This is a genomic window from Primorskyibacter flagellatus (assembly GCF_048268605.1).
In the GTDB taxonomy this organism is placed as follows: Bacteria; Pseudomonadota; Alphaproteobacteria; order Rhodobacterales; family Rhodobacteraceae; genus Primorskyibacter; species Primorskyibacter flagellatus.
Map to the genome: position 1 here is coordinate 187,441 of NZ_JBLWVF010000006.1, position 15,790 is coordinate 203,230.

General features: G+C 56.0%; 17 protein-coding genes. 8 read left to right on the plus strand and 9 right to left on the minus strand.

Annotation, left to right across the window (positions count from 1 at the left end; all coding sequences use genetic code 11):
- Nucleotides 1-109: 109 nt before the first annotated feature.
- From recF to mutM, 6 genes are all read right to left on the minus strand, one after another.
- Nucleotides 110-1,219 (minus strand): DNA replication/repair protein RecF, encoded by a 1,110-nt coding sequence (gene recF, locus ACN0WV_RS09585; protein ID WP_417605335.1) that lies wholly within the window; start codon nt 1,217-1,219, stop codon nt 110-112.
- Between the two features lie 61 nt (nt 1,220-1,280).
- Entirely contained in the window at nt 1,281-2,399 is a 1,119-nt protein-coding gene (gene dnaN, locus ACN0WV_RS09590; RefSeq protein ID WP_417605336.1) for a DNA polymerase III subunit beta, read from the minus strand.
- 148 nt (nt 2,400-2,547) lie between these two features.
- The gene (gene dnaA, locus ACN0WV_RS09595) at nt 2,548-3,924 is read right to left on the minus strand and encodes a chromosomal replication initiator protein DnaA (protein WP_417605338.1); all 1,377 of its coding nucleotides are present in this window, start codon (nt 3,922-3,924) and stop codon (nt 2,548-2,550) included.
- Nucleotides 3,925-4,439: 515 nt separating this feature from the next.
- A complete protein-coding gene (gene rpsT / locus ACN0WV_RS09600; protein ID WP_084355054.1) occupies nt 4,440-4,703 on the minus strand; it encodes a 30S ribosomal protein S20 in 264 nt (87 codons plus the stop codon).
- 366 nt (nt 4,704-5,069) lie between these two features.
- Entirely contained in the window at nt 5,070-5,846 is a 777-nt protein-coding gene (locus ACN0WV_RS09605) for an enoyl-CoA hydratase (RefSeq protein WP_417605339.1), read from the minus strand.
- Between the two features lie 64 nt (nt 5,847-5,910).
- Complete coding sequence (gene mutM, locus ACN0WV_RS09610) at nt 5,911-6,762, minus strand: bifunctional DNA-formamidopyrimidine glycosylase/DNA-(apurinic or apyrimidinic site) lyase (protein ID WP_417605341.1); 852 nt, start codon at nt 6,760-6,762, stop codon at nt 5,911-5,913.
- Nucleotides 6,763-6,848: 86 nt separating this feature from the next.
- Between mutM and ubiE the strand changes: the two genes are divergently transcribed.
- Together ubiE and ubiB are read left to right on the plus strand one after the other, a co-directional pair.
- Nucleotides 6,849-7,601 carry a bifunctional demethylmenaquinone methyltransferase/2-methoxy-6-polyprenyl-1,4-benzoquinol methylase UbiE gene (gene ubiE, locus ACN0WV_RS09615; protein WP_417605343.1) on the plus strand — a complete coding sequence of 251 codons (753 nt, stop codon included), beginning with the start codon at nt 6,849-6,851 and terminating at the stop codon, nt 7,599-7,601.
- A gap of 3 nt (nt 7,602-7,604) precedes the next feature.
- Nucleotides 7,605-9,137, plus strand: coding sequence for a 2-polyprenylphenol 6-hydroxylase (ubiB, locus tag ACN0WV_RS09620; RefSeq protein ID WP_084355058.1), 1,533 nt, complete (start codon nt 7,605-7,607; stop codon nt 9,135-9,137).
- Between the two features lie 107 nt (nt 9,138-9,244).
- On the opposite strand, the gene ACN0WV_RS09625 is transcribed toward ubiB, so the two are convergent.
- From ACN0WV_RS09625 to ACN0WV_RS09635, 3 genes are all read right to left on the minus strand, one after another.
- The gene (locus ACN0WV_RS09625; protein WP_417605345.1) at nt 9,245-9,445 is read right to left on the minus strand and encodes a hypothetical protein; all 201 of its coding nucleotides are present in this window, start codon (nt 9,443-9,445) and stop codon (nt 9,245-9,247) included.
- Between the two features lie 364 nt (nt 9,446-9,809).
- Nucleotides 9,810-10,475 (minus strand): flagellar hook capping FlgD N-terminal domain-containing protein, encoded by a 666-nt coding sequence (locus tag ACN0WV_RS09630; protein WP_417605347.1) that lies wholly within the window; start codon nt 10,473-10,475, stop codon nt 9,810-9,812.
- 9 nt (nt 10,476-10,484) lie between these two features.
- The gene (locus ACN0WV_RS09635) at nt 10,485-11,870 is read right to left on the minus strand and encodes a flagellar hook-length control protein FliK (protein WP_417605348.1); all 1,386 of its coding nucleotides are present in this window, start codon (nt 11,868-11,870) and stop codon (nt 10,485-10,487) included.
- A gap of 114 nt (nt 11,871-11,984) precedes the next feature.
- On the opposite strand from ACN0WV_RS09635, the gene ACN0WV_RS09640 reads away from it, so the two are divergent.
- The 6 genes from ACN0WV_RS09640 to ACN0WV_RS09665 all read left to right on the plus strand — a co-directional run bounded on the left by ACN0WV_RS09640 (nt 11,985) and on the right by ACN0WV_RS09665 (nt 15,663).
- Complete coding sequence (locus ACN0WV_RS09640; RefSeq protein WP_417605349.1) at nt 11,985-12,260, plus strand: rod-binding protein; 276 nt, start codon at nt 11,985-11,987, stop codon at nt 12,258-12,260.
- Nucleotides 12,253-12,603 (plus strand): flagellar biosynthesis protein FlgN, encoded by a 351-nt coding sequence (locus ACN0WV_RS09645; protein WP_417605351.1) that lies wholly within the window; start codon nt 12,253-12,255, stop codon nt 12,601-12,603. Before ACN0WV_RS09640 ends, ACN0WV_RS09645 begins: the two co-directional genes overlap by 8 nt.
- A gap of 198 nt (nt 12,604-12,801) precedes the next feature.
- Nucleotides 12,802-14,010 (plus strand): flagellin N-terminal helical domain-containing protein, encoded by a 1,209-nt coding sequence (locus ACN0WV_RS09650; protein ID WP_417605353.1) that lies wholly within the window; start codon nt 12,802-12,804, stop codon nt 14,008-14,010.
- An 89-nt stretch (nt 14,011-14,099) separates the two neighbouring features.
- On the plus strand, nt 14,100-14,465 hold the full coding sequence (gene flaF / locus ACN0WV_RS09655; RefSeq protein ID WP_417605354.1) for a flagellar biosynthesis regulator FlaF: 366 nt from the start codon (nt 14,100-14,102) through the stop codon (nt 14,463-14,465).
- Entirely contained in the window at nt 14,462-14,866 is a 405-nt protein-coding gene (flbT, locus tag ACN0WV_RS09660) for a flagellar biosynthesis repressor FlbT (protein WP_084355066.1), read from the plus strand. The genes flaF and flbT overlap by 4 nt, the downstream gene beginning before the upstream one ends.
- Nucleotides 14,863-15,663 carry a DUF1217 domain-containing protein gene (locus tag ACN0WV_RS09665; protein WP_417605357.1) on the plus strand — a complete coding sequence of 267 codons (801 nt, stop codon included), beginning with the start codon at nt 14,863-14,865 and terminating at the stop codon, nt 15,661-15,663. The genes flbT and ACN0WV_RS09665 overlap by 4 nt, the downstream gene beginning before the upstream one ends.
- The last annotated feature ends 127 nt before the right edge of the window (nt 15,664-15,790 follow it).

Below are 15,790 nucleotides of genomic sequence, written 5' to 3' on the forward strand. Positions count from 1 at the left end.
TTTGCGCATTTTATACCTATCATTGGGGGCATTGTCACGCGATTGACACATGATTTGGTGGTTTGACGGCGTCAAATGACACATCACAACCGCTGCGTGTGCAGCACCCTCAATCGCCGTGGCGCAGCACCTGAGAAACCCCGTCGGTTTCGCTGATTTCCAGACGCTGTGCGCGGGGACCCAGTTCTGAAAAAAGCTCTGCCCCTGTGCCGGTCATCCAGGCCTGTGCACCAAGCGCGCAGACCTCGTCATACAGCGCAGAACGGCGGTTCGCATCCAGATGTGCGGCAACCTCGTCCAGCAGCAAAAGCGGCGGCGCGCCAAAACTGCGGGCAAGTGCACGGGAATTGGCAAGGATCAACGAGATCAGCAGCGCCTTCTGTTCGCCCGTCGAACAATCGCGGGCCGGAACGCCCTTGGCCGCGAAGGTTGCTGCCATATCGGCGCGATGTGGCCCGATCAACGTGCGCCCTGCGGCCATGTCGCGCTGCCGTCCTGTAGCCAGCGCATCACGCAAGTCGGCAGCCGTTTCCGGCATGCCCCCCTCCGACTGGATCAGTTCCAGATCTGCGGTCGGGAATGCGGTTTGTGCTTCGTCCTGCGCCCCCTGCAATTCTGCCAGCGCGGCAATCCGGTTCGCGTGGATCGCAGCACCGGTATCGGCCATCTGAACCTCCAGCGCGGCATACCAGGAGGCGTCCCGCACCATGTCCTTGAGCAGGCGATTGCGTTCCCTCATGGCCTTTTCATAGTCCAGCGAGGCTTCGGCGTGGCCGGGGAAAAATGACAGCGTCATCCGGTCTAGAAACCGCCTGCGCCCGTCTGCGCCTTCGATCCAAAGCCGATCCATCGACGGCACCAGCCAAAGCACCCGTCCAATGCGCCCCAATGCCGGTTGCGTCGCGGCCTTTTCGTCCACGCGGACCTGTCGGGGGTTGCCGGCTTGCGATTGAAAAGCGACCTCGTGGACATTGGCCAAACTCTGAAGCAGTCCTGTGACCTTCCAGCCAAGCGCTTCCGGCCGTCGCGTCATCTCTTCGGCAGAGGCGCGTCGCAATCCACGACCGGGCGAGAACAGCGAAATCGCTTCGAGGATATTGGTCTTGCCCGCCCCATTCGCCCCAAACAGTGCCACGGGCCGGGCATCGACCTCCAGCATCGCGCGCTTGTGCGACCGGAAATGCGAGAGTGTGAGCTTTTCCAGATAGAGGCTCGTCATGGATGCTGCACTGCACCATCGGCAGCCCCGACTTCAGGCAAGGATAGCGCGCGCCCTGCCGTCAAACGCGCATGGGCATGACCACATAGACGGCGCTGGTGTCGTTGCCTTCCCGCATCAAAGTGGGGTCCCCAGAGGAATTGAACAGGAAAACGGCATTCTCGCGATCCACCTGGCTGGCGATCTCCAGCAGATACTTGGCGTTGAACCCGATCTCCAGCCGCTCATCCGCGTAGGCCACGACCAATTCTTCCTCGGCGGCACCGCTATCGGGTGCATTCACCGACAGGATCAAGCGGTCTTCGTCCAGTGCAAGCTTTACTGCGCGCGAGCGTTCGGAAGAAACTGTCGCAACACGGTCCACGGCGCGGGCAAAATCGGAGGCGTCAACCTCCATCCGGCGGGTATTTCCCTGCGGGATCACACGGGTATAATCGGGGAATGTCCCGTCGATCACCTTGGAGGTCAGCGTAATTTCCGGCGTGGCGAACCGCACCTTGGTCTCGGAAACCGAGACGGCGATCTGCATCTCGTCGTCTTCCAGAAGTTTTCGCATCTCGCCCACGGTCTTGCGCGGAACGATCACGCCCGGCATGTCCTCGGCACCTTTCGGCAGCGGCGCGTCGATCCGGGCCAGACGGTGGCCATCGGTCGCGACGCATCGCAGCACTTTGCCATCCTCGCCATCGGCGACATGCATATAGACACCGTTAAGGTAATATCGTGTTTCTTCAGTGGAGATCGCGAATTTCGACTTGTCGAACAGCCGCCGCAACACCTGCGCCTCTGCCGAGAAGTTAGCCGTATATTCCGACGTCGCCATTACCGGGAAGTCTTCTTTGGGCAGCGTGGCAAGACTGAAATTAGACCGTCCCGCCTCGACCGTCAGCCGCCCGGTGGCACCCTCTTCGGTCAGTGAAACCAGTGCGCCGTCCGGCAGCTTGCGGACAATTTCATGCAGAGTGACGGCAGACACAGTTGTTGCGCCTGCACGTTCAACCTGAGCAGAGGCCTTGTCGACAACCTCGATGTCCAGATCGGTGGCGCGGAATGAGACCGTGTCCCCTTCGGCCTCTATCAACACATTCGCCAGGATCGGAATGGTGTTTCGGCGTTCGACCACCGATTGCGCCTGCGCCACTGCCTTTAGCAATGTGGCGCGTTCCATGCTGAACTTCATTCCTCGACCCTCCGCGTTACCGGGATACACACGGTAGCCGCAGCCACAGGTGGTTCCAAGCGCTTTGTTGGTTTGTCCATTGGATTTTTCGGGTCGTCAAGGGCGTCCGCCGGATCGGGACGCCCGTTGATGCAGATGTGCAGCGATTTCAGGCCTCAAGAGCGCGGCGCAACAATTCCAGATCCTCGGCAATCTGACCATCCTGAACCTTCAGTTCCTCGATACGTTTGACCCCATGCATAACCGTGGTGTGGTCACGCCCGCCAAAGCGACGCCCGATCTCAGGCAGCGATCTGCTGGTCATCTGCTTGCACAGATACATCGCCACCTGCCGCGGACGCGCAAAACTGCGCACCCGTTTCGGTCCGATCATATCACTGAGACGGATGTTGTAATGCTCGGACACTTTGCGCTGAATCTCTTCAATGGTGATTTTTCGTTCCGAAGCGCGCAACACGTCGGACAGACAATCCTGCGTCAGATCCATTGTGATCGGCCGGCCCACCAGCGATGCAAACGCAAACAACCGCGTCAACGCCCCTTCTAGTACCCGCACATTTGTCGAGATCCGCAGCGCAAGGAATTCCAGCACGCCGGATTCAAGCTCCAGATCCGGATATTGCAGGCGATGCCCATCGACCTTGGTTTGCAGAATACCAAGGCGCAACTCGTAGTCAGTGGGATGCAGATCCACCACAAGACCGCTTTGAAGACGCGATTTGATGCGGTTTTCCAGATCCTTGATCTCGCCCGGTGCCCGGTCTGCGGAAATGATGATCTGCTTGTTCTGATCCACCAGCGCGTTGAATGTGTGAAAGAACTCTTCCTGCGTGGAATCCTTGCCGGCGATGAACTGAACATCATCAACCATCAATACATCGACTGACCTGAACATCTCTTTGAAGTCCATCATCTTGCGATCGCGCAAGGCCTGAACAAAACGATACATGAATTGTTCGGCAGAAAGATAAAGTACGTTCATCTGCGGACTGCGCACGCGAAGTTCCCAACTGATGGCATGCATCAGGTGCGTCTTGCCAAGCCCGACCCCCCCATAAAGGAACAGCGGGTTGAAAGTTACCGGACCGCCTTCTGCAACCCGGCGCGCGGCGGCATGGGCCAATTCGTTGGGCTTGCCCACAACGAATGTATCGAACGTAAACCGTGCATCAAGCGGCGCGCCCGGCAATGTGTCGCCTCCGCCAGGTGCCATCGCATCTTTGGACTGCGCGGCCAGTTCCGGCCGTGCCGTGGTGGGCTGGCGCGGCGCGTTCTGTGCTCCCTGCGGTGCCACCTCGAATTGCAAGCGCCGGATACTGCTCGACTCGGTCGAGAGTTTGGCCAGAATAAGCTCGCCAAAGTTCTGCGAAACGTAGCTGCCCAGAAAGTTAGTGGGCACATGGAACTTTGCCACGCCGTCCTGCACCCCGGAGAATTTCAGCGGCTTTAGCCAGTTCGTATAGTTATTTTTTCCCACAGTCTGGCAAAGACTGTCCTGCAACGCGCCCCATTGTTCCAGTGTCATTTATACCGGCCCCATTTCATGCCATCTCCCAACGTCGACCAACCGCGGCAGCGGCGGGCGGCCAAATCATCCGGGCAAAACATTCCTGACCCCATTGCCGCAACAGCAACGGAACACGAACTGTTTCCACACGCATGATCCAGCCATAACAAGCGTCGCCAGAGTCCCAAATCCGGCAAGGCAGTACATTCATGACCGCGACACGCGCGCAATTACTGGACTGGCTTGGGGGGTAATACCCCCTTAGCTCTACACCACCTTATTGGCAGCTGGCGTAGGAACGCAGAATGCAACAGCCTTAAACTCGGCCCGTGGCAAGTTCTGCCTTCGCCTGTCCCCCCAGCGATGTGACTCGCAAGAACAAACTACCAATTGCGCGCCGTCAGCGGCAACCGCTCTTCGATCTTGACTCTCATTAAACACGAAAAGAATCTCTGACCCCTATGCAGGCGGGCCACAACACGAAAAAAGGCACCGCGCAGCGGTGCCTTCATCAAACAATGCGTCAGGTCGGCTTAGGCCAGCGATTTGACCCGGGCGCTCAGACGCGACATTTTGCGCGACGCGGTATTCTTGTGGAACACGCCCTTGGTGACGCCACGCATCAGTTCTGGCTGTGCTGCACGCAATGCGGCTGTTGCTGCGTCCTTGTCGCCAGAGGCAATCGCCTCTTCGACTTTGCGCAGATAGGTCCGGATGCGCGACCGGCGCGTCTTGTTGATTGCGAAACGCTTTTCGTTCTGCTTTGCGCGTTTCTTCGACTGAGGCGAATTGGCCATATGTGTATTCCCAGCTTGCAGGTTCCAAAATTCTTCGCGTCATGAAACCCACATCACGGCACAGCCGATCGGATCGATTCTTGCCAGAGCGGGCATCACGCGCATATAGCGGCGTCCTATAGACTGCTTGAGCGGCGTTGGAAACCCCATTTCCCGACCAGAAACACCGCAGCTCGATTGAAAGTTTGCCTGAACTGCCCTGGCAAAACCTCAATCGACACGCCGCGCCCCCGCTGCCCCATTCCAACCAACGCGCGCCGCATACGGGATGGCGGGCGGGGCGGCTTTCGGCGTAGCCGAAACAGCGTCCGACGCCATCCCGCTCCAACCAAATCTATCAAGCACCTGGCTTTCGGGGGCAGCCGATCACCTGTCTCGGAACTGCGCTGCGCGCTTTTCAAGAAATGCCGACATGCCTTCTGTCTGGTCCTCGGTGGCAAACATGGACTGAAACAGACGACGTTCGTACAAAATACCCTCTGCAAGCGACGTCTCGTAGCTGCGGTTGACCGATTCTTTCACGGCCATCGAGGTCAGCACCGATTTTTCAGCGATCTTGGCGGCACTCGCCTGAGCTTCTTCCATAAGTTTCTTGGCCGGAACGACCCGGCTTACCAGACCAGATCGTTCGGCCTCGTCAGCATCCATGAAACGGCCGGTCAGATGCATGTCCATTGACTTTGACTTGCCCACGAACCGTGTCAGACGCTGCGTGCCGCCAAGGCCCGCAACCACACCAAGGTTGATCTCGGGCTGGCCGAATTTCGCGTTATCTGCCGCGATAATGAAATCACACATCATCGCCAATTCGCACCCGCCGCCCAAGGCATAACCAGCGACCGCTGCGATGATCGGCTTGCGGATTCGCATCATCTGCTCATGTTCATTTCCGAAGTAATCGGACAGGAACATGTCGACATAGGATTTCTCCGACATTTCCTTGATATCCGCGCCCGCCGCAAATGCCTTGGCAGAGCCGGTCAGGATGATGCACCGCACTTTTTCATTGCCGTCAGCCTCTTTCAGGGCCTTCACCAATTCCTTCAGCAAATGCGAGTTCAACGCGTTCAGCGCATCCGGTCGGTTCAGCTTGATAGTGGCAATGTGGTCTTCTACCTCGACGATGATCGTCTCATAGGCCATGAAAACTGCTTTCGGTTGTTCCGTTCAGACCCGATTTCTTACCACTTGCGGCCGGTCAATCAAGTTATCTTTGGCATTGCCCGCAGAAGAAAGAGGATCGTCCCGACTGAACGATTCGCTTGACGGGCCCTTCACAGCCTTCTGTTCGGCACTTCAAACCTTCGCGACCGTAGACATCAAACCTGTGTTGAAAATACCCCAACTCACCATCTGCCTGTCGGAAATCGCGCAAGGATGAGCCGCCCGCCTCGATCGCCTCTGACAACACATCGCGGATGATCGGAACCAGACGTGCGACACGCTTTTCCGCGATCCTGCCCGCCTTGCGCATTGGCGATATTCCTGCCCGAAACAGCGCTTCACAAACGTAAATATTGCCAAGCCCCGCAACGATCTTCTGATCGAGTAGTGCGGATTTCACTGGCATGTTCCGCCCCCGAAGCGCCCCGATCAGGTGATTTTCAGAGAATTGGTTTCCCAACGGCTCCGGTCCGATTTTGGCCAACAAGGGATGCAGATCCGCCGTGGCGGTTGGCATCAGGTCCATCGCACCAAAGCGTCGCGGATCGTTGAAAGTGATACGCGCGCCATTATCCATGTCGAACACGACATGGTCATGTTTTTCCGCCGCCGGATGCTCATGTGCAAATATTCCCAACGGATCGCCCGAGATCAACATCCGACCCGACATGCCCAAGTGGATCAACAGCGACTCGCCGGTATCCAGATCCGCAAGAATGTATTTCGAACGCCGCCGCAACCGCTCGACCCGAGTTCCGGCCAACCGGGCGGACATATCGGGCGGAAACGGCCAGCGCAGGTCCGGCCGGTTGACCTGCGCCCTTGTGATCCGCGCACCCTCCATGACGGGGGATAGGCCGCGACGGACTGTCTCGACTTCGGGCAATTCGGGCATCGGGGTGTCTCCTGTCGGCAGGGTCGCATTGTAACGGCGGAGCGGCGCTCTATAAGAAGGGTCACACACGAGGATCACAAGGCCCGATGACCCAGGACGCTCAGAAAACCACGCATTTCGGATTTGAAACCGTTCCCGAAAACGAAAAGGCCGGACGCGTTCAGGGCGTCTTCAATTCTGTTGCGTCCAAATATGACGTGATGAACGACGCCATGTCGATGGGCATCCACCGGGTCTGGAAAGACGCGATGATGGATTGGCTGGCACCAAGGCCGGGTCAACAGTTGCTGGACGTTGCCGGCGGCACCGGGGATATCGCCTTTCGGTTTCTCAAGCGCGCGGGGCATGGGCAGGCGACCGTTCTGGACCTGACCGAACCCATGCTTGCCGAAGGCCGCAAACGGGCAGAGGCCGAAGCGATGGCCGATAGCCTCGATTGGATTGTGGGCGACGCGATGTCCCTGCCCTTTCCCGACAACAGTTTCGACGTCTACACCATCTCCTTTGGCATTCGGAACGTGACCCGTCCCCAAGACGCCCTGGCCGAAGCGTTCCGCGTCCTGCGTCCCGGCGGTCGTCTGATGGTGCTGGAGTTCAGTCAAATACCCAATGACATGATGCAGAAAGTGTACGATCTTTACTCGTTCAACATCATCCCGCGTCTGGGCCAGATGATTGCCGGAGATCGCGACAGCTATCAATATCTGGTGGAATCGATTCGGCGCTTTCCCGATCAAGAGAGTTTTCTGGGCATGGTGCAGGGTGCTGGCTTCGAACAGGCAAAATACCGCAATCTGACAATGGGCGTGGCCTGCCTGCATTCCGGCTGGAAAATCTAGACCATGCGCGGACCCCATAACATCTGGCGCCTGATCCGGACCGGCGCCACCCTGGAACGCACGGGCGCAATGGGCGTCGTGCTTGACGCGTTCGACGCGCCGCGCCCGTTGCGAATTGCCGCGCGCGCCTTGGGTTGGCCATTCAAGTGGCTGGGCTACAAGGGCGATCCGTCCATGCCGCCCGCCACACGCGCACTGACCGCTCTTGGCCCTGCCTACATCAAGTTCGGGCAGGTTCTGTCGACGCGGCCGGATGTTGTCGGCGACGAGCTTGCTGTTCAACTGCGTGTCCTGCAAGACAAGCTGCCGCCCTTCTCGACCGCTTTGGCGAAGGCCGAGATTGAGCGGGAGCTGGAAATCCCGGCCGACACCATCTTTTCAGAATTTGGCGAGCCGGTGGCGGCGGCGTCGATTGCGCAGGTTCACAAGGCCCGTATCGCTGAAACCGGCGAAACCGTCGCCGTAAAGGTTTTGCGTCCAGGGATCGAGAAAGCCTTTCGCAAGGACATCGACGCGTTTTATTTTGCGGCGCGCATGGTCGAACTTCTGTCCCCGTCGTCGCGCCGCCTGCGCCCGATGGAGGTCATCACCCATTTTGAAGGCGTGGTTCTGGGCGAGCTTGATCTGCGCCTGGAATCGGCGTCCGCTTCCGAATTTGCTGCCAATACGGTGGGCGATGAAGGCTTTGAATTACCTCAGGTCAAATGGTCCCTGTCAGCCCGCCGCGTGATGACACTGGGCTGGGCGGAAGGTGTCCCGATGGGCGACAACGCGGCCATTGACGCCGCCGGACATGACCGCCGCGCGATCAGCGAAAGAGCGTTGCAGCTTTTCCTGAAACACGCCCTGCGCGATGGTTTTTTCCACGCAGACATGCATCAAGGCAACCTGAAGGTTGCTCCGAACGGAAATATCATCGCCTACGATTTCGGGATCATGGGCCATATCGATGAATATACGCGCCGGGTCTATGCCGAAATTCTGTTCGGCTTTATTCGTCGTGATTACAAACGTGTCGCCGAGGTGCATTTCGAGGCGGGCTACGTTCCTGCTGACCGAGACGTGGACGAGTTCGCCCGCGCCCTGCGCGCCGTTGGCGAACCGATTTTCGGCATGGACGCAACGCGGATCTCGATGGGCCGCTTATTGTCCTACCTGTTTGAGGTGACCGAGCGTTTCGGGATGGAAACCCGCACCGAGTTGATTCTTCTGCAACGCACGATGGTCGTCGTCGAAGGCGTTGCACGGTCACTCAACCCGCAGATGAATATCTGGGAAGTCGCCAAACCGGTTGTCGAGGATTACATCAAACAGTCCATCGGGCCTCGTGCAGTGGCGCGCGATCTGGCCCGGACGGCGAAGGTCATGGCCCGCTTTGGGCCTCGGCTGCCGGGATTGGTTGAAGCAGCGCTTATCCGTCAGTCAGAGCCGACACCTGTCGAAAAACCTCGGACCGGGCGCATACGGTCAATCTGGATGGTGCTGGGATTGACCATCGGCATCGGAACCACCTTGGTAATCCAAGCCGTATTCTGATCGCGTTTCAGGATGTGTACCCTGAGTCACTGACCCATAGTTGTCCGACAAAATGAAAGCGGCGGCCCATGGGCCGCCGCTTTCACATTCAGATCCGCTCGAAGGGCTTAGGTGCCCGATGAGGATGCTGCAATCACCACGATTGCGGCAACGCCGGCAACAATGCCGAGCGCCGGAACGGCCGACAGGCCTTGGGTGGCGACGAAGGGATCGCTGTCGACGGCTGCGGGTTCAGCCGCCAGCGGAGCAGCGGTCGAAACGGCAACAGCTGCGGCTGCGGCTGCGACGATCATCGAAAACTTTTTCATAATTCTCTCCAGACTGTACTTTTAGGGGCGCAAAGCGCCTCATGCTTTCATCTTATACATGATGTGATCGTCGTTCAAACCTGTTTCTATAGTCGATCAGGCATGTTTTCTCTGGATTGCAGCATTGCGACATTCAGGCAACACCACAAGGTTACGTTGAATGATAAAAGGTTTATACACCCAAGACGGAAACTATCCAGTTTGCTTGCGTGTTCAGGAGCGTGTGTTTTTCGCCATGGGCAATGGCGGGCGAAGCAAAGACTCTGCAAGGTCGCCTGTGCAATCGGTCAGAAAAGTCATGCAGAGCTTCCATGCCAAATTCACAGATGGATCGCACTTGCAAGAAGCGACAATCTACCAACCCTCAGGCTGACCGTAACGCAATGACTTCATCAGATGCTATTTCTGTACCGCCCTCTAACCCAAGAACGATTCCACCAGAGGCTGTTCGCGCTTCGACGATTCGCGCATAGACTGAAATCGGAAGCGTTTCAGTGTCGCCGTCTGCTCCGGTTGCGATCGCCTCGAACTCGTAATTGCCTCTAGGCAAAACTTGTCCTGACTCAGTTTTACCCGCCCACTCAATAATCCCTTCTTCGCCGGTAATGTCTTGCCGCGCGACGACTGCGCCGGTGTCATCCTTGACGACCAGCTCTACCTTGCTGGCGTCCTCCGGCATCTCTGGCCGCACAGAAACGGGCGTGCCTGTGAAATAGGCAGGCGCGTCTGACAGTGCGTCCATTCCGACCCAGCCGGACAGTTGAGACAACCCTCCTACATTAAGGGCGGACGATATGTTGCGCAGAAGATCATTAGACAGCACCTGCTGTTCAACTGACGAAAAAGTCGCCAATTGTGTGGCGTAATCCGTCGAATCGACCGGGTTCAGCGGATCCTGATTTTGCATTTGTGCGGTCAGCATGCGCAGGAATGTCTCAAAATCTGAACTGAGGGTTGGCTTACTCGCTGTTGCTTGTGCGGTGCCAGATGATGCGGAATATGCGGGCGGAAGCGTTGTAACTGTGTCCATCGGGTTCCTTTAGATCCTTATATCTATCCCAGTAAGGGCCATTGTCGCCGCTTCCTGAGATCCTTGATTCTGCATGGTGTTTGTTAGATTTTCGGCAGGGCTTGCATGATTCGGCCTGCTATGCTGTTCACCGCTTGCGCGCTCATCGTTGAATGTGAATTCCATTTCTGAATATCCCATCCCTTCGAACTCTTGCGCGAGCAAATCGATATGGCGTCGCAACAGTTCTGTCGTCTCCGGGCGTTCAGAGATTACAGACATTACGATGCCCGCCTCCGTCGTCGTCATCTGGATCTGCACACGCCCCAACTCATCCGGGTTCAAGCGGATCTCAACCCGGTTGTCGGCGGCTCGATGGATCGCCTCAACGATTTGTCGTGTAATATTTTCCGGACGATACATGGCCTGGGTCGCTGCCTTCCGACCCAATTCCTGAATTGGCGTGGTGTAAGGTCCCTCACCTGATTGCTGTTTAATCGCCGCATCAAACTCGACTTCCAGTATTGATTCAGTGACCTGCACAGGAGAATCAGATCTTTCTTGCGCCAAGGTCATCCCAGACGAATAGCCTGCGGTACCATGTTGAGATGCCACAGCGCCCCTGAACGCATGACGGATCGAACTGTCAACGCGCGATGCCGCTGGATGGACCCTAACATCGCCTCCTTCAGCCATGTTAACCTGCTCTTTTTTGGCAATCACGGTTTTCCCATCAGATTCGGTACTCCCTGGTACCCTCGACCCATTGGTCGTCTGGCCGACCAAACCTTGCCTCGCAAGAAGCGGCTGCAATGATCCCGAGCTGCCAGGCATCGCAGACAGCATCTCGGCTGCGATTGGCGCATCGATTCTGTTTGTTGGGTTTTGGCCGGGCACGTTGGGCGACGAAATCAAACCGTCGGCAGAGGCACCGCGGCTTAACGCCACCCTGCTCTTACCATCTGTCCCCAAGGCCGCATTTGTCCCTGATTTGCCGTCTTTTTCTGCATTTAGGCCCTGAGCCTCTTTTTCCCCGTTTGGCGGTTTTGAACTGCTGTCACGAGATGCCAAGGATACCGCCAACCGCTGAGAATGCTCCGCCCCTTTTGCCGCTGAAAAACCAGCGCCGACCGTGCCTTCTGTAGAAAATTCTTCGAAAGCAGTGCTGTCCTCCGTCAGGGCACCTTGTACACCAGCACTATTTTCGTCGTTCGCTTCCTCGTCACTGCGTAGGTCGGCCTTCGTTTCAGAGCTTTTGACGTCTGACGATGGAGTCTCATCCGGCCTACGCACCGCTTTGTTGATGGTTGTTTCCAAAAACGTTTTGAAATCAGACTTGGGCGTCTCCCGCTTCTGTTTGACCAAATGATTGTCATCTGTAGCGCCATTAAAGCGCAAGAACGGATGTTCTAGCATTCCTGAGCTCCCGACAGTTTCTGTCACTGCACCACTATTACGGACTTTAGTTACCGCATCTTTACCGCTGTCGGATCAAATCGAAGTTAATCAGACCATACTTAGGATCTTTAAATGTTGGTTCAGTCAATTCACCCCCGCAGTATCTCGATTTCGCCCGGCGATACGGCCTTGATGGCAGCATCCCGTGAGCTGGAGGCTCAGTTTCTGTCCGAGATGTTAAAAGCAGCCGGCTTGGCAGAGGCTCCCGACAGCTTTGGAGGAGGTGCTGGAGAAGCGCAGTTTTCATCATTTCTGAGGATGGAGCAGGCCAGAGCCATCACGCAATCCGGCGGCATCGGCCTGGCCGAAACAATTTTTCACGCATTGAAGGAACGTCAAGATGGCTGAAAATAATATAGACGATGTGCGGGATGCGCTGGATGATCTGCTGAATGCAGAGCGAGAGGCGTTGCTGTCCGGAGATCTGGATCAGATTGGCAGAATGGTGTCACAAAAAGAGACACTGATTGCCAGCTTGAGTGGCGCTGACGTTTTAGACATCACAAGACTGCAACAAAAACTGGCAAGAAATCAGATCCTGCTCGATCGTGCGCTTTTGGGGATTCGTTCAGTTGCCAATCGGCTGGGCAGTCTTCGCAGGATTCGCAGATCGCTTGAAACCTACGATCAATCTGGTCGCAAGTCCGCCCTCGACAGCACGAACCAAAGCCGTATCGAGAAACGCGCGTAATTTCAATAAAATCGCACATAAGAGCTTGACGTTATTAGCGCTCCATTAGGGATCATTCGCACAAGATAGCCGAGCATCCGATGGGGTGGCGCAGTGACCGGAGCGGCCGGGCTGTAATAGTCAGAATGGCGCTTTCGACGCGGATAACCGCGACATGTTTGAACGGGTTAAAGACCCTATTTGAGAAAAGGAAATGCTATGTCGAGCATTCTGACAAACAACAGCGCGATGGTCGCGCTGCAAACTCTGAAATCCATCAACTCTGGCTTGGCTCAAACACAAAGCCAGATCTCAACAGGCAAAAATGTTGCGAGCGCCAAGGACAACTCGGCGATCTGGGCGATCTCGAAAGTCATGGAGTCGGATGTCAAGGGCTTCAAAGCCATCTCTGACAGTCTGTCGCTTGGCGAATCTACTGTTGCAGTAGCACGGCAGGCATCTGAAACGATCACTGATCTACTGACTCAGATGAAGGGCAAGATCGTCGCCGCACAGGAAGACAACGTCGACCGAGATAAGATCAACGACGACGTTACAGCGCTTAAAAATCAGATTGCATCCGTCGTTGGTGCGGCGCAGTTCAATGGTTTGAACCTCGTTAATGGCGGCGGCGGTGCTTCGATCTTGTCTTCGCTTGATCGCGACAGCGCTGGCAATGTTACTGCCTCTTCGATCACAGTAGCTGCACAAGACCTGTCGCAGGGCGGCTATACCGCCAATGATATTTTCTCGGGTAGTTCGATTGGTTCGTCCGGCAACGGTGATGCAGTTGCCTTCGCATTGGACGCCGGGGGCGGCAACGAACAGGTTGAAATTGCTGAGAACGGTCTGCCTTTTGCAGCTGGTGATAAGGTTGCACTGACCGTCGGCGGAGAGACCGTTTCCTACACGGTTACTGCTGACGACGCCGCGTCGACAACGACTGCTGATGTGGTCGCTGTTGCGCTAAAGTCAAAGATCGACAATCTGAATATTGCTGGTTTAACTGTCGATTACGACAGCGGCACCCCTGGAACGCTTGACTTCACCAATGCCGGCGCTGTCGACCTGTCTGTCAGCGGCCAGTTTACCAACGCAGGTTCGGGCGGTCTTGGTGCGCTGGCAGGTATCGACGTTTCAACCGCAGGGGGCGCGACCGCTGCGCTTGCCGCTGTCGAAACCCTCATTGACACGTCAATTGAAGCTGCTGCTGCCTTCGGCTCGGTAGAAGGGCGGATTTCTACCCAGGCTGATTTCATCTCGAATCTTACAGATTCTCTGACATCCGGCATCGGTGCCATGGTGGATGCCGATATGGAAGAGGCGTCCGCGCGACTTCAAGCGCTACAGGTACAGCAGCAACTTGGTGTTCAAGCGCTTTCGATTGCCAATCAAGCACCGCAGTCTTTGCTGTCGCTTTTCCGCTAAACTGATTTGCGGAGGCCGCTTCAACGGCCTCCGCACCCCAATGACCCCCTACATTGCAACTTTCGGAAGGATGTGACGTGAACGCTCACATGTTGGCCCAACGCGCCTACTCAAACTCGGCATCGTCGACACGTACCGCCCGTAGCACTGAATATGAGATCATCGCGAAGGTGACGCACCGAATTCGCGCAACGGCACTTAAGGGCAGTGCGGGCTTTGCGGAACTGGCATCGGCGCTGCACGACAATCGAAAACTATGGACCGCACTGGCGGTCGATGTGGCGGGAGATGGAAACCAGCTGCCTCCATCTTTGCGCGCCCAGATCATGTATCTTGCTGAATTTACACAGCGCCACACCGGTGAGGTGCTTAAAGGTAACGCTGGCGTTGCGCCGCTATTGCAAATCAACGCTGCGATCTTGAAGGGCCTTAGCAACGGAGGAGCACAGCGATGACCGGACTGGTGCTAAAACTTGGACCCAAGGAAAGGTTGCTTATTAATGGCGCTGTTGTCGAAAATGGCGACCGAAGAAGCCGATTTACCATCCTGTCACCAAATGCCAATATCCTTAGGCTTCGCGATGCGATACATCCCGACGATGCCACAACGCCCGTGCGACGAATTTGCTATTCCGCTCAATTGGTTTTGACTGGTGATGCGGCACCTGAAGTGGTCAAACACCAACTCTTGCGAAGAATCGAAGAACTCAGCCAAATATTGACTGACGGCGATAGTCGCAAAATTCTCGGCCAAGCAACTGACGCGCTGGTGCGTCAGCAGTTCTATCAGTGCCTTCGCGCCTTGAAAGCACTTATTCCTCGAGAGGACCGACTGCTTGCGGCACATCAACCATGACCTATCAACCCGTCATTCCTACCACAGGCCTATCCGGCTGGAAATTTCTGGAAAGAACTTTGGCAGTGCAGAAGAACACCCATGCCAACTCTGTCACGATCCAGCGGGACACAGACTACTTTAAAGAACACATTGGAAAGATTGATACGGCAGAGCAGCTAGTATCCGATAGGCGACTTCTAAGAATCGCTTTAGGGGCGTTTGGGCTTTCCGACGATATCGACAGCAAGTTTTTAGTGCAAAAAGTCTTGGAAGAAGGCACCTTAAACCCATCATCCTTGGCGAACAAACTGTCGGACTCACGGTATTCAGAATTTGCGAAGGCATTTGGCTTTGGAGATTTTGATACGCCGCGAACGAAGTTGTCTGACTTTCATCACGAGATTGTGCAGAAATACCAAAGCCAGACTTTTGAAGTTGCCGTCGGCGAACAAGATGATGACATGCGATTGGCTTTGAACTTTTCCCGTGGGTTGCCGGAAATAGCCAGCTCTACGTCGGGTAACGATACAAAATGGTTCCAAATAATGGGGACGACGGCCCTTCGAGCGGTGTTTGAGACCGCACTTGGCTTGCCAAGCGATTTTGGCTCTCTGGACATCGACAAGCAGCTTGAGACGTTTAAAGAAAAGACAGAACGTTCTTTCGGGACGTCAAACCTAAAGGATTTGTCTGACGGTGCCAGCGTGAACAAAATCGTCGAAACGTTTCTTTTACGTGCACAAATTAAAAATCAGCCCGTAAGTCAAGCTGGAACGATAGCGCTTTCCTTGCTTCAATCTTCCCGTATCTACTAGTCACCCGAATCTAAAGTTCGCCACATAGGGTTTGCTGTGTTCTTTGGCAGAACCGCTTGACGGAGGCGAGGATTTCGTCGGCGGACTTGACCCATTTGTAAGGTTTTGGGTTCTCGTTGTGCGCCGC

Coding starts and splice junctions, on each gene's coding strand:
- recF (WP_417605335.1), bottom strand. CDS start 1,219: ATGACGAGCCTCTATCTGGAAAAGCTCACACTCTCGCATTTCCGGTCG.
- dnaN (WP_417605336.1), bottom strand. CDS start 2,399: ATGAAGTTCAGCATGGAACGCGCCACATTGCTAAAGGCAGTGGCGCAG.
- dnaA (WP_417605338.1), bottom strand. CDS start 3,924: ATGACACTGGAACAATGGGGCGCGTTGCAGGACAGTCTTTGCCAGACT.
- rpsT (WP_084355054.1), bottom strand. CDS start 4,703: ATGGCCAATTCGCCTCAGTCGAAGAAACGCGCAAAGCAGAACGAAAAG.
- ACN0WV_RS09605 (WP_417605339.1), bottom strand. CDS start 5,846: ATGGCCTATGAGACGATCATCGTCGAGGTAGAAGACCACATTGCCACT.
- mutM (WP_417605341.1), bottom strand. CDS start 6,762: ATGCCCGAATTGCCCGAAGTCGAGACAGTCCGTCGCGGCCTATCCCCC.
- ubiE (WP_417605343.1), top strand. CDS start 6,849: ATGACCCAGGACGCTCAGAAAACCACGCATTTCGGATTTGAAACCGTT.
- ubiB (WP_084355058.1), top strand. CDS start 7,605: ATGCGCGGACCCCATAACATCTGGCGCCTGATCCGGACCGGCGCCACC.
- ACN0WV_RS09625 (WP_417605345.1), bottom strand. CDS start 9,445: ATGAAAAAGTTTTCGATGATCGTCGCAGCCGCAGCCGCAGCTGTTGCC.
- ACN0WV_RS09630 (WP_417605347.1), bottom strand. CDS start 10,475: ATGGACACAGTTACAACGCTTCCGCCCGCATATTCCGCATCATCTGGC.
- ACN0WV_RS09635 (WP_417605348.1), bottom strand. CDS start 11,870: ATGCTAGAACATCCGTTCTTGCGCTTTAATGGCGCTACAGATGACAAT.
- ACN0WV_RS09640 (WP_417605349.1), top strand. CDS start 11,985: ATGTTGGTTCAGTCAATTCACCCCCGCAGTATCTCGATTTCGCCCGGC.
- ACN0WV_RS09645 (WP_417605351.1), top strand. CDS start 12,253: ATGGCTGAAAATAATATAGACGATGTGCGGGATGCGCTGGATGATCTG.
- ACN0WV_RS09650 (WP_417605353.1), top strand. CDS start 12,802: ATGTCGAGCATTCTGACAAACAACAGCGCGATGGTCGCGCTGCAAACT.
- flaF (WP_417605354.1), top strand. CDS start 14,100: ATGTTGGCCCAACGCGCCTACTCAAACTCGGCATCGTCGACACGTACC.
- flbT (WP_084355066.1), top strand. CDS start 14,462: ATGACCGGACTGGTGCTAAAACTTGGACCCAAGGAAAGGTTGCTTATT.
- ACN0WV_RS09665 (WP_417605357.1), top strand. CDS start 14,863: ATGACCTATCAACCCGTCATTCCTACCACAGGCCTATCCGGCTGGAAA.